The organism is Streptococcus sanguinis (assembly GCF_019928825.1).
GTDB lineage: Bacteria > Bacillota > Bacilli > Lactobacillales > Streptococcaceae > Streptococcus > Streptococcus sanguinis_L.
Map to the genome: position 1 here is coordinate 155,066 of NZ_JAHZOP010000001.1, position 12,541 is coordinate 167,606.

10 protein-coding genes and 1 CRISPR repeat array are annotated in these 12,541 nt (G+C 39.6%); of the genes, 1 reads left to right on the forward strand and 9 read right to left on the reverse strand.

Going from position 1 to position 12,541, the window contains the following annotated elements:
* Positions 1 to 40 precede the first annotated feature (40 nt).
* The 6 genes from K1J09_RS00725 to rpiA all read right to left on the reverse strand — a co-directional run bounded on the left by K1J09_RS00725 (position 41) and on the right by rpiA (position 5,332).
* Entirely contained in the window at positions 41 to 772 is a 732-nt protein-coding gene (locus tag K1J09_RS00725) for an NAD-dependent protein deacylase (protein WP_009660289.1), read from the reverse strand.
* Between the two features lie 11 nt (positions 773 to 783).
* Positions 784 to 1,545 carry a hypothetical protein gene (locus tag K1J09_RS00730; RefSeq protein ID WP_009660348.1) on the reverse strand — a complete coding sequence of 254 codons (762 nt, stop codon included), beginning with the start codon at positions 1,543 to 1,545 and terminating at the stop codon, positions 784 to 786.
* Positions 1,542 to 2,255: a purine-nucleoside phosphorylase gene (gene deoD, locus K1J09_RS00735; RefSeq protein WP_032905788.1), complete on the reverse strand. Its 714-nt coding sequence runs from the start codon at positions 2,253 to 2,255 to the stop codon at positions 1,542 to 1,544. The genes K1J09_RS00730 and deoD overlap by 4 nt, the downstream gene beginning before the upstream one ends.
* Before the next feature lie 332 nt (positions 2,256 to 2,587).
* On the reverse strand, positions 2,588 to 3,400 hold the full coding sequence (locus tag K1J09_RS00740; RefSeq protein ID WP_223322634.1) for a purine-nucleoside phosphorylase: 813 nt from the start codon (positions 3,398 to 3,400) through the stop codon (positions 2,588 to 2,590).
* A 29-nt stretch (positions 3,401 to 3,429) separates the two neighbouring features.
* Positions 3,430 to 4,641, reverse strand: a complete 1,212-nt coding sequence (locus K1J09_RS00745; protein WP_223322632.1) for a phosphopentomutase — start codon at positions 4,639 to 4,641, stop codon at positions 3,430 to 3,432.
* Between the two features lie 13 nt (positions 4,642 to 4,654).
* On the reverse strand, positions 4,655 to 5,332 hold the full coding sequence (rpiA, locus tag K1J09_RS00750; RefSeq protein WP_223322630.1) for a ribose-5-phosphate isomerase RpiA: 678 nt from the start codon (positions 5,330 to 5,332) through the stop codon (positions 4,655 to 4,657).
* A gap of 177 nt (positions 5,333 to 5,509) precedes the next feature.
* On the opposite strand from rpiA, the gene mnmE reads away from it, so the two are divergent.
* On the forward strand, positions 5,510 to 6,883 hold the full coding sequence (gene mnmE / locus K1J09_RS00755; RefSeq protein ID WP_223322628.1) for a tRNA uridine-5-carboxymethylaminomethyl(34) synthesis GTPase MnmE: 1,374 nt from the start codon (positions 5,510 to 5,512) through the stop codon (positions 6,881 to 6,883).
* A gap of 111 nt (positions 6,884 to 6,994) precedes the next feature.
* Positions 6,995 to 10,063: direct repeats of the CRISPR family, unit length 36 nt; unit sequence GTTGTACAGTTACTTAAATCTTGAGAGTACAAAAAC.
* A gap of 64 nt (positions 10,064 to 10,127) precedes the next feature.
* On the opposite strand, the gene csn2-St is transcribed toward mnmE, so the two are convergent.
* Genes csn2-St through cas1 form a run of 3 tightly spaced genes read right to left on the reverse strand, consistent with a single transcriptional unit; the run spans position 10,128 to position 12,410 of the window.
* Entirely contained in the window at positions 10,128 to 11,177 is a 1,050-nt protein-coding gene (csn2-St, locus tag K1J09_RS00760) for a CRISPR-associated protein Csn2-St (protein WP_223322626.1), read from the reverse strand.
* A complete protein-coding gene (gene cas2 / locus K1J09_RS00765) occupies positions 11,174 to 11,497 on the reverse strand; it encodes a CRISPR-associated endonuclease Cas2 (protein ID WP_223312977.1) in 324 nt (107 codons plus the stop codon). Before cas2 ends, csn2-St begins: the two co-directional genes overlap by 4 nt.
* 1 nt (position 11,498) lies before the next feature.
* Positions 11,499 to 12,410, reverse strand: coding sequence for a type II CRISPR-associated endonuclease Cas1 (cas1, locus tag K1J09_RS00770; RefSeq protein ID WP_223322624.1), 912 nt, complete (start codon positions 12,408 to 12,410; stop codon positions 11,499 to 11,501).
* Positions 12,411 to 12,541 lie beyond the last annotated feature (131 nt).

Genomic DNA, 12,541 nt, shown 5'->3' on the forward strand with positions numbered 1-12,541 from the left:
CTGCAAAAAACACCTGAAAAAGCTATCTCAGGTGTTTTTTCTATTGTTTCAACTTCCCCAACACTTCTCCAATCTTGCCCTCAATCACTAAGTCTGCCTGGCTGTCTTGAGGGATGCTGGTCTTGTTGATGACAACCAGATGCTTACCTGCAAAGTACTGGATAAGGCTGGCTGCGGGATAGACGACTAAGGAAGTGCCGCCGATTATCAGCAGGTCTGCTTGCTGGATTGCTTGGGCAGCCTGCTGGAAAACTTCTATATCTAGAGGTTCTTCATAGAGAGTCACATCTGGCTTGACAATACCGCCACAGTCAAGGCAGCGAGGAATGGTACCGTGCAGAGCCAGAAAGCTGTCCAAATCATAGAATCGCTGACAATTCAGACAGTAATTTCTATCCGCACTGCCATGTAGCTTGAGAACCTTCTTTGAACCGGCCATTTCATGCAAACTATCGATATTTTGAGTCACTACAGCCTTGAGCTTGCCCGTCTTCTCCAAGTCTGCCAAGTAGACATGAGCAGCATTGGGCTTGGCATCCGGATAGAGCAGGTACTTCTTGTAAAAGTCAAAAAACTCCTGCGGATAGCGCTCAAACATAGTGTGAGAAACCAGCTGCTCCGCTGTAAAATGCCGTCCCAGCTTGACACTGTATATCCCATCTGAACTGCGGAAGTCCGGAATATTGGACTCCGTCGAAACACCCGCCCCACCGAAAAAGACGATATCCCGGCTTTGATCTATCAATTCTTGCAGCCTTGTAATTTTATCCATCCTGCTACTCCTTATAAGAGACTTTCTATGAGCTCATTCGCTCGGTCGAAGTAAAAAGGTTCCCTCTGGTAGACAATGCCTGTCTCCTGCGCCAAATCAACCAGAAGCTCCATAAAGTGCTGAGACGAAAAACCTGTCGTCCTGTGCAATTCTTCCTCATCGAAAGGCTTGATAAGATGTGCCAACGGATTGCGGACTGACTTTTCTAACTCTCTTAGCTGCTGTGCTGATTCTTTGACAGATTCAGGAAAATGCAACTGCAAAATCAGCTCCGTCAAACTAGAAGAATTGACCGTGCTTTCTGCATGAAAATTTTGCAGGTCAGGATTATCAGAATTTCGCATCTTTTCAAACTTCCAACGGTCGTAACTAGCCCCTCGCGAATTATGAATATAGCTCTCAATATCTGGTATTTGCATGCGAATCAGCCGCATAAAAATCCGATAAATAGCTGGACTAACAGCTCGGATAAAGTCAATCAGCTGCTCATTTCTCAACTTGGCTTCCAGATCATAAAGGTAATTGACCAGCTGCTCATCCGCTTCATCTTCATGGCAAAAAAGCTGAAAATCAGCTAGGTTAGACCCAGTGATTTCCAACTTTAGATTCATCATAGATTGGATGTTGAGCTCTCTTCGCTCCGCTAAAGCCTCAAGAAGAAGGACCAAGTCAGACTGGACACCGCTTCCTGCTCGCTCAGCTAGTTTATGGGCATAAGCATAGTCATAGCGGGAAATAGCAAAGAGAATGGCTTCTTTGACATCTACTTTCATGCTTCTGCAATCAAGGTTTCCAAACCAACCTTCATCATATCGGTGAAGGTATTTTGGCGTTCTTCTGCTGTCGTATCCTCTTCAGGATTGACCAAGCTGTCAGAAATGGTCATGATAGCAAGAGCGTCCACATGGTGCTGAGCTGCCAAGTAGTAAAGAGCAGCTGCTTCCATTTCCACAGCCTTAACGCCCCATTTACCAAGCTCGATGTTCTTTTCAAAGTAGTTTGAATAAAAGACATCAGACGACAAGACGTTTCCAACGTGCGTAGTCATACCAAGTTCTTTGGCGATATGGTAAGCCTTATCTAACAAATCAAAGCTAGCGATTTGTGGAAAATCATACTGTGGCCAGTCGTTGCGGATAATGTTGGAGTTGGTTGCAGCCGCCTGCGCCAAAACCAATTCACGGACATGAACATCCGCATTCAGTGATCCAGCAGTTCCCACACGTATCAGCTTTTTCACACCGTAGTCAACAATCAGCTCACGCGCATAGATTGAGATTGATGGCATTCCCATCCCTGTCCCCATAACAGAAACACGCTCGCCTTTATAAGTACCAGTGTAGCCGAACATATTGCGGACTTCATTGAAGCAAACAGCGCCTTCTAAAAAATTCTCCGCAATAAATTTCGCCCGAAGCGGATCCCCTGGAAGAAGAATTTTATCAGCAATTTCACCTGGCTTAGCAGAAATATGAATAGACATAGTTAAGATACCAAACCCGTCAAAAGCAAAGGGAAAATAGGAGATGGCCGCAGTGAGCGATGCTCGCAAGACCAACTATCTTTTTCCCACCGCTTTTAGGGTGGGTTCAATTCCTTTCTTTCTTATTTTTAATATTTCATAGAAAGACTAGCCCGAGTTCAATTCAAACTCAGACGCCCTTCCTTTCTGTATTTATTTGAAAGATAGTTTTTCGCTCGTGTTCAAATCTGAACACACTCTACCTTTCTTTAGTTTAATGATTTTATCAGCTAGATAGAAAGGCTGGCTCGGGTTTAATTACCAACCCAGACACTCCGCCTTTCAGTATTTTTTTACAATTCAGCAAGTGTTTCTTTAAGCAGTCGTTTGAAATCACCCTTGACACGTTCTGTTACTTCAACCACTTCCTCATGATTAAGCTCTTCTTGGAACCCAGCAGCAAAGTTTGTAATGCATGAAATTCCAAGGACTTTCAATCCAGAATGTGCTGCTACAATCACTTCAGGAACAGTAGACATGCCGACTGCATCCGCCCCAAGCGTCTTATAAGCGCGGATTTCTGCTGGTGTTTCATAAGTCGGTCCAGTTACACCGATATAGACACCCTCATCCAGCTTGATACCAAGCTTATCCGCAACTTTGTGAGCGACGGTACGGTATTCTGGAGTGTAAGATTTAGACATATCAGGGAAACGTGGACCAAATTCATCCAAGTTTTCACCAATCAAAGGATTTTGACCAGTCATATTGATGTGGTCAGTGATGGCCATCAGTGTACCAGGGCCATAGCCAATACCGCCAGCAGCATTGGTCACAATGACACCTGTCGCACCAAGAGCCTTCATCACACGCACTGGGAAGGTAACGATGTCTAAAGGATTTCCTTCATAGAAGTGGAAACGGCCTTGCAGCGCCAAGACTTTCCGTCCTGCCAAGTCTCCATAGACTAATTTACCAGCGTGCCCAACAACGGTTGAGCGGCCCCAGTTTGGAATATCCGCATAGTCAAGACTAAGGGCATTTTCGATTTCAGAAGCCAATTCTCCCAAACCAGATCCCAAAATCAGACCAAATTCAGGTTCTGTCATACCTTTTTCTTTCAAGAAGGCTGCTGTTGCTTTGATTTTTTCTGATAAGCTTGTCATAAAATATTTTCCTCACTCTCTTATAATGCTTATACCAATTTGTCCAAGAAGCTTTCTCCAATCATCGCCTTGTCCACTCCGAAGTTTTCAGCAATGGTAGCTGATATGTCCGCAAAGTGTCCAACAGGAATATGACCTTGACCGTTCAGCGATTTTCCGAAGACTAAGAGCGGAATGTACTCACGAGTGTGGTCAGTTCCGGCATAGGTCGGATCATTACCATGGTCAGCAGTAATCATAAGTAGATCATCTTCACGCATGTTTTCAATGATTTCTGGGATACGCGCATCAAACTCTTCCAGGCAGTCACGATAGCCATGTGGATCACGGCGGTGACCATAAAGAGCATCAAAGTCTACTAGGTTAGTGAATGAGAAACCTTCTTTGAAGTTGTCGTCTTTCAGGGCTTTGACCAAAGTATCTACACCATGATTGTTAGACTTATTGTGTCCCATATCATGGTTGATTCCAGCGCCATTGAAGATGTCGTTAATCTTACCAACAGAATAGGTAGCAATTCCAGCTTCATTGAGCTTGTCAAGTACAGTTGGCTCAAACGGAGAAACGGCATAGTCGTGACGGTTGGCTGTACGAGTGAAGTTGCCTGGCTCACCTACATAAGGACGAGCGATAATACGTCCTAGAAGCGCAGGGCGTTCCAAGGTAATAGAGCGGGCGAATTCACATATACGATAGAGCTCTTCCAAAGGAATCACTTCTTCGTGTGCTGCAATTTGCAATACTGGATCAGCAGAGGTATAGATAATCAGCTCGCCTGTTTCCATCTGACGAGGACCAAAGTCATCAATAACTGCTGTACCAGAGTATGGCTTGTTAGCCTCACGAATGACCTTGCGACCAGAAAACTCTTCAATCTGAGTCAGGATTTCTTCTGGGAAGCCATTCCAGAAAGTATCAAAAGGCTCAGTAATATTGAGACCCATGATTTCCCAGTGGCCTGTCATCGTGTCTTTTCCAAGCGATACTTCTTCCAGCTTGGTATAGTAACCGCTAGGATTTTCTTCTTGAGGAACTGTCTTTAAAGGAGCAGGACGCTCGATATTTCCCAGACCAATCTTAGCCATATTCGGAACATTCAGTCCTACCGTTTTGGAAATATGTCCCAGAGTATCTGAAGCACCATCTGGTACCCCTGCATTGACAAAATTATTAGCATCCGGAGCAGCACCGATACCAACTGAGTCCATGACTACCAAGTGAATACGATTAAATTTTGGCATAAAACACCTCTTTCTATTTATTGGCCTCTAAAACTTGAAGACCTGATTTTCCAGCAACAATGACCTTATCTACCATTTGATTAAACAGTCCATGCTCCACTACGCCCACTACATGATCTAGTTCTTGCGCAAACTCAACTGGATCTTCAATCACTCCAAGGTCTAGGTCGATAATGAAATTCTGCATGTCCGTAACAAATCGCTGACCATCCTTCTGACGAAAGGCAGGCTTATAGCCTGCACGCTCAAAGCGACGAAAGAGCTGCTCAGCACCGTACTGAACAACTTCTACTGGCAGCTTGAAGGCACCTAGCTTCTCTACCATCTTGCTCTCATCGACCACCCAGATATAGTGCTTAGTAGGAACCGCCACGACTTTCTCCATGAGAAGTGCGCCGCCACCGCCCTTGATACCGTTAAAAGCTGAATCAACCTCATCAGTACCATCAACAGTGACATCCACCTGATCCACATCGTCGATAGACTTGAGCGGAATGCCTAGCCCTTCAGCCTGTTTGCTAGTGACACTGGAAGTCGTAACAGCTGTAATCTGCAATCCTTCTTCCTTGATACGCCGACCAATCTCTTCGACAAAATAATAAGCGGTCGAACCCGTTCCAAGTCCAACTACCATACCATCTGTCACGAACTCAGCAGCCTTAATACCTGCCATCTTCTTTAGATTCTCCATAGCACCTCCTCAAATCACACTACTTTCATTATATCATGATTCTCCCTGTTATGAAAGTGTTTTCTTTACCATACCTAAATTTCATTCCTTCCGCTTGATAATCGAAAGCCTTGCTCCTCCTTGATTTTTACGTTACAATTAGGGTAATTGATTTTAAAACACAAGGAAAAATACAGTATGATTACCAGAGAATTTGATACAATTGCTGCGATTTCTACTCCTCTCGGCGAAGGGGCTATCGGCATTGTCAGACTAAGCGGGACTGACAGCTTTGCTATTGCCCAAAAAATCTTTAAAGGGAAGAATCTAAGCAAAGTGGATAGCCACACGCTCAACTACGGCCATATCGTTGACCCTCAAAATAAGGAAATTCTGGATGAGGTTATGCTTGGTGCTATGCGCTCTCCCAAGACCTTCACGCGCGAGGATATCATCGAGATTAACACTCACGGTGGAATTGCGGTTACTAATGAAATTTTGCAGCTGGCTATCCGCGAGGGCGCTAGAATGGCTGAGCCTGGTGAGTTTACCAAGCGGGCCTTTCTCAATGGGCGCGTTGATTTGACTCAGGCTGAGGCTGTCATGGACATCATCCGCGCCAAGACCGATAAAGCTATGAACAACGCTGTCAAGCAGCTGGATGGCTCCCTCTCCAACCTTATCAACAATACTCGTCAGGAAATCCTCAACACACTGGCTCAGGTCGAGGTCAATATTGACTATCCCGAGTACGACGATGTGGAAGAAATGACAACCCAGCTTATGCGAGAAAAAACAGCTGAGTTCGAGGCTCTGTTGAGCAATCTTCTCGATACTGCACGACGAGGTAAGATTTTACGCGAAGGCATTTCCACTGCTATCATCGGCCGGCCTAATGTTGGCAAGTCCAGCCTGCTCAACAATCTCCTGCGCGAGGACAAGGCCATTGTGACTGATATCGAGGGTACGACCCGTGATGTGATCGAGGAGTATGTCAATATCAAGGGTGTGCCGCTCAAGCTCATCGATACCGCAGGGATTCGAGAAACCGATGACCTTGTAGAACAGATTGGAGTTGAGCGCTCTAAAAAAGCCCTGCAGGAAGCCGACTTGGTCCTCTTAGTTCTCAATGCCAGCGAGCCTCTGACAGACCAAGACAGACAATTGCTCGAAATCAGTCAAGATAGTAATCGTATCGTCCTGCTTAACAAGACTGACCTTGAGGAAAAGATTGAGCTGGATCAGCTGCCAACTGATGTCATCAAGATTTCTGTCCTCCACAATCAAAATATCAATAAAATTGAAGAACGCATCAATCAGCTCTTCTTTGAAAATGCTGGTATCGTCGAGCAAGACGCCACCTACCTATCCAACGCCCGCCATATCTCCTTAATTGAAAAAGCCCTAGAAAGCCTGCAAGCCGTCAACCAAGGCTTGGAAATGGGTATGCCGGTAGATCTTCTCCAAGTCGATATGACTCGCACTTGGGAAATCCTCGGCGAAATCACTGGTGACGCCGCACCAGACGAACTCATCACCCAACTCTTCAGCCAATTCTGCTTGGGGAAATAGAGAACAAAAGGACTGATTTACTCAGCCCTTTTTATGATAAAACATTACAGATTCCCCTCTATCCTAAACTATAATAAAAACAGAACAACGCTATCTGGTCTATAGTAAGCTGTTGTACAGTTACTTAAATCTTGAGAGTACAAAAACCAGCCCCACAGTCAAGGGAACGTTATTAGGTTGTACAGTTACTTAAATCTTGAGAGTACAAAAACAGCAGAGACAAGAGGGCAAAATAACTCTCAGTTGTACAGTTACTTAAATCTTGAGAGTACAAAAACACATACCAACACAAACGCAAACCGTCAAAAGTTGTACAGTTACTTAAATCTTGAGAGTACAAAAACTTTGCGCAACTGTTTCAGGTGTGTTTGTTTGTTGTACAGTTACTTAAATCTTGAGAGTACAAAAACCTTCCAGCCTATGACTGGCTTACATTTGGAGTTGTACAGTTACTTAAATCTTGAGAGTACAAAAACGTATCGGCGGTTTCCGTCTTGGAATGGAAGGTTGTACAGTTACTTAAATCTTGAGAGTACAAAAACGTGCTAATGCGGAAAATCCTGATGATAGAGTTGTACAGTTACTTAAATCTTGAGAGTACAAAAACAGGCATGTTCCAACTCGCTCCACGTTTTTTGTTGTACAGTTACTTAAATCTTGAGAGTACAAAAACCTGCAGCTCCCTCAGCCATAGAAATGTACCGTTGTACAGTTACTTAAATCTTGAGAGTACAAAAACTGAAAAGGGCAAGAGAATTGCATATTCGAAGTTGTACAGTTACTTAAATCTTGAGAGTACAAAAACAAGGAACTAGTCCTAGCCGACATCCCAATCGTTGTACAGTTACTTAAATCTTGAGAGTACAAAAACGATTAATATTATCAACCTTTGGTTTAATTTGTTGTACAGTTACTTAAATCTTGAGAGTACAAAAACAAGAAGCTGAGTTTAAAGCAATGCTTATTGGTTGTACAGTTACTTAAATCTTGAGAGTACAAAAACCTTCAGAAAGATGTTTAACCTTATCCTTATGTTGTACAGTTACTTAAATCTTGAGAGTACAAAAACCAGAATCACGGACATAGTTTGAAGGAATTTGTTGTACAGTTACTTAAATCTTGAGAGTACAAAAACTTCAAATAAATTATAACTTACAACGGCAATGTTGTACAGTTACTTAAATCTTGAGAGTACAAAAACTGTATCTTTTCTTATTTTCCATTAAACATCGTTGTACAGTTACTTAAATCTTGAGAGTACAAAAACAAGGGAGATTTCTCAAATGATCCATCTCAAGTTGTACAGTTACTTAAATCTTGAGAGTACAAAAACCAAATCCATGGACTTTAATTTCCGGATTAGGTTGTACAGTTACTTAAATCTTGAGAGTACAAAAACGATTAACACGGCATAGGCTAGCATTTTTGCGTTGTACAGTTACTTAAATCTTGAGAGTACAAAAACACCTTGATTGAGGTAGGTTCGAATATCCATGTTGTACAGTTACTTAAATCTTGAGAGTACAAAAACTCTTCTTCGTTGATCTTTAAATGTTTAAAGGTTGTACAGTTACTTAAATCTTGAGAGTACAAAAACAGAAACGGAGTACAGTAAGGTCTGGCATCGGTTGTACAGTTACTTAAATCTTGAGAGTACAAAAACCGCACTTGCCATCATTTTATCTAGAGTCCAGTTGTACAGTTACTTAAATCTTGAGAGTACAAAAACTGTAATATGTTATACTTAACTTGTAAGTAAGTTGTACAGTTACTTAAATCTTGAGAGTACAAAAACTAAACAAAACAAGTAAACTTGGTGTATAATGTTGTACAGTTACTTAAATCTTGAGAGTACAAAAACATGGTTAAAGGCAGATCCACAAGCGGACTTGTTGTACAGTTACTTAAATCTTGAGAGTACAAAAACTAAAATTGTAATCGGTGGATAATTCTAAGGGTTGTACAGTTACTTAAATCTTGAGAGTACAAAAACAAGGTACATAGTCTGCTATATCTTCCCAACGTTGTACAGTTACTTAAATCTTGAGAGTACAAAAACAACGATTCTTATCGTTCGTGCGGGAATTACGTTGTACAGTTACTTAAATCTTGAGAGTACAAAAACATGAAAGGAAATGGACATATATTGAAAATTGTTGTACAGTTACTTAAATCTTGAGAGTACAAAAACGTACCTTGATCGAGATTTTGGCTCGTTTAAGTTGTACAGTTACTTAAATCTTGAGAGTACAAAAACATATCACACGCTTTTGGCTCTGCGATAAACGTTGTACAGTTACTTAAATCTTGAGAGTACAAAAACGAATTTGACCGAGAATATTTGAAAATGTATGTTGTACAGTTACTTAAATCTTGAGAGTACAAAAACACATTGCGGAAAAAGTGTCTCGCCTGAAAGGTTGTACAGTTACTTAAATCTTGAGAGTACAAAAACTGACAACAATGCCCCTAAAAATGAACCGCTGTTGTACAGTTACTTAAATCTTGAGAGTACAAAAACCATTTTCTTAGTCTTATAAGAGGCCTTTCTGTTGTACAGTTACTTAAATCTTGAGAGTACAAAAACATTAGAACTTGAATTTAGTTTAGAAGAAAAGTTGTACAGTTACTTAAATCTTGAGAGTACAAAAACGTAAGTTGCGTTCTGATGTGCCCGAGGATTGTTGTACAGTTACTTAAATCTTGAGAGTACAAAAACTATCAGACAGAATACTCAACGCTTCCCTAGGTTGTACAGTTACTTAAATCTTGAGAGTACAAAAACACGCACCAAAAGCTGTAAAACCTCTAGCACGTTGTACAGTTACTTAAATCTTGAGAGTACAAAAACGGAAATTAAAAAGCTATGCTTTTCGACTCTGTTGTACAGTTACTTAAATCTTGAGAGTACAAAAACTGGTTCCTCCTTGTCAAAACATGCTGGCGCGTTGTACAGTTACTTAAATCTTGAGAGTACAAAAACCCGCTGCCGTAGCGACAACCTCGACCAAGAGTTGTACAGTTACTTAAATCTTGAGAGTACAAAAACGGATGGATTGTTAGGCTCTTTCCCGTTCTTGTTGTACAGTTACTTAAATCTTGAGAGTACAAAAACCCAGCGTAAATATAAATTTTGTAAAATTTGTTGTACAGTTACTTAAATCTTGAGAGTACAAAAACCTCAAATGGAAAAATTGTGATTTTTATACTCATATATTGATTATAATGCCTATTGCGATTCCTGTCAATTATAGGTATTCAAAAACTTAATTAATAGCGGATTAGACATCGTAGAACAAATTCTTGGCTTTTTATCGTATTGGTACAAATGATTTATAATTTTCAAAGTAACTATATCTGGAATAGATAAACTAATATGAGCAATATCCTTACTAAAAAGATATGATGAAACTTTTTGTAACGACTCTAAAAAAACCTTTTCATCCGGTACCTCATTAGCAGGATATTGACCAAAAAATCTTTCATACATAAATGAAAATTCGTAAAAGTGTTCTACTAAATCCGCAACAATATTAACATTCATTATGTTTTCTTTATTTATATAAATATATCCCTCGCTTGATAGAAAGTTAATAACGTGAAAATTTTGTAAATCCATAGTCATCTCATTCATCTTTTTACAACAATTTATAAACTCACTATAGTTTAAATAACTATCCATGTTATGAGTGATAAGAATTATCTTACTACTGCTTTGACACGCAACTTCTGATATCATGTCTAAAAAGAAGAAAAATTTTGTTTCATTCTCTAAAAATTCAAAGGAGATGTTTTTATCACCTAGACCGAAATAAGGTAGAAAATTTTTAATAATTAGTTGCTCTGGGTTGAAATACTGGCTTTCAGTGTGATATTCAACTTCTCCAATGTGAAGATTAAGTCTTTGATTCACACTACTTGAAATGAGATCCAATTTGTCATTAATCACATCAATTAGTCCCATTATTTCAAAATCATTTAGCTTACTTTTTAAATAATCAAAGGAAACTGTACCTTTCTTATAAGCCATTTGTTCGATTAAATCTTGTATATCTGAAATTGAGATAATCTTATAATCTGTTCTTTTCAAAACACTTTCGTCAGAAAAAATTACTGGCTCATTTTGCTCAAAAAGACTTAGGTCTTCCATACTATATTTTTTTCCATCAAAATACCAGATTAGTATTTGCCAAATATAATATTTTAACTGTTTATTTTCTCCTATTATTTGAGTAAACTTTCCAAAGTTTATTGATAAATCTTCTCGATAAGGATGTGTGAATTTCCATTTCATATAACCACCATTTTTTTATCACTAACTACTTCTTCTTGTTTAGTTTTGCCACCAATGATTAGAACCATTTCAGAAAACTGTTTTTCTGTTACAGCTAGTAAACGAACATTACCGCTAGGTAGATTACTTTGTTTTAGTTTTTTGTAAAATTTACTAGCAAAACTACGATTAGGACAAGTTCGATAATATACGGAAAACTGTAGCATTTCAAAACCATTTGCAATCAATTCTTTACGGAAATTACGGTAGCTTCGCTTTTCCTGATTAGTTTCCATAGGAAGGTCAAAAAAACAAATCAATCTCATTGCTTCATACCTCATTTTATTTACTCGATTCCAAACTTGAGACAATCGGACAATAAAACTTTGTTGTATCTTTGTCCGCAATACATTTAATAAATCCTTTTACATATTTATCCATAGCTCCAGTTACAGTGCAATTTTCCTTACCATAACGAATCTTTGCATTTAATAAATCCGTTAAAGCTAATCGGAATTCATATTTTAAATAGTCTTCTTCCCTTAAATGTTGATAAACCCATACATCAATAATCTGCCTAAAAGGTTCCATCAGATCATCTACCAGATTAAATTGATTGTATTCATTTTTGTGAAAGATTCCAATCAAGGGATTTAAGCCATAACCAGCCACAATCCTTGCCATTTGAGCTCTCATAATTGCATAACCATAATTTAAACCTGCATTAATAACATCAGCTTCCTGCTGGGTTACGCGAACAAATTTTTTACCAAATAATTCATTAAAATAAACTTTAGCTGCATGTCCTTCTCGATTAGTTTTATCACCTAGTTCAATATGATCTTTATAGTCAGCCAACAATTGAATACAAGCTAAATCTTTCTCAAACATGGCTAACACATCCTGCTGATTATTAATCTTGAAATAAGTAATAATTTGCCAGAGTTTGTCTTTTTGCTCCTGCGTCCAAAGCAATTGTTCTTGTAATCTCTTATAAGCTCTGAAATGCCCATTTTGAGAATGATAGATACCGGTTGGCAGATGCTCATTGTCACAAACGACCAAAGCAATATTGTATTTACTTAGAGCACTCAGTAAACGAAGTGTAACAACTGTGTCTCCACCCTCTGCTACTATGATAGAAATATCACTCAAAGGAATGGTATATTCTTCTCCCATCTTTTTAATTAAGAGATTATCTAGTTTTAATCTCATTTTTTCACTTTGACATACATGTACAATTCTCCAAGTCATCAATTTCCCCTTTAAAATACGAAAACACCCCGCCAATAGACAGGGTGTTGATTTCGGCATGAAGCCTTATCTTTGTAGCTTCTGCAAGATTTAAGTAACTGTGTAAGGCGTCCCTTACAATCATCATTATA

Excerpts from the sequence above, each read along its gene's own strand:
- K1J09_RS00725 (WP_009660289.1), bottom strand. The coding sequence starts at position 772 with ATGGATAAAATTACAAGGCTGCAAGAATTGATAGATCAAAGCCGGGAT.
- K1J09_RS00730 (WP_009660348.1), bottom strand. The coding sequence starts at position 1,545 with ATGAAAGTAGATGTCAAAGAAGCCATTCTCTTTGCTATTTCCCGCTAT.
- deoD (WP_032905788.1), bottom strand. The coding sequence starts at position 2,255 with ATGTCTATTCATATTTCTGCTAAGCCAGGTGAAATTGCTGATAAAATT.
- K1J09_RS00740 (WP_223322634.1), bottom strand. The coding sequence starts at position 3,400 with ATGACAAGCTTATCAGAAAAAATCAAAGCAACAGCAGCCTTCTTGAAA.
- K1J09_RS00745 (WP_223322632.1), bottom strand. The coding sequence starts at position 4,641 with ATGCCAAAATTTAATCGTATTCACTTGGTAGTCATGGACTCAGTTGGT.
- rpiA (WP_223322630.1), bottom strand. The coding sequence starts at position 5,332 with ATGGAGAATCTAAAGAAGATGGCAGGTATTAAGGCTGCTGAGTTCGTG.
- mnmE (WP_223322628.1), top strand. The coding sequence starts at position 5,510 with ATGATTACCAGAGAATTTGATACAATTGCTGCGATTTCTACTCCTCTC.
- csn2-St (WP_223322626.1), bottom strand. The coding sequence starts at position 11,177 with ATGAAATGGAAATTCACACATCCTTATCGAGAAGATTTATCAATAAAC.
- cas2 (WP_223312977.1), bottom strand. The coding sequence starts at position 11,497 with ATGAGGTATGAAGCAATGAGATTGATTTGTTTTTTTGACCTTCCTATG.
- cas1 (WP_223322624.1), bottom strand. The coding sequence starts at position 12,410 with ATGACTTGGAGAATTGTACATGTATGTCAAAGTGAAAAAATGAGATTA.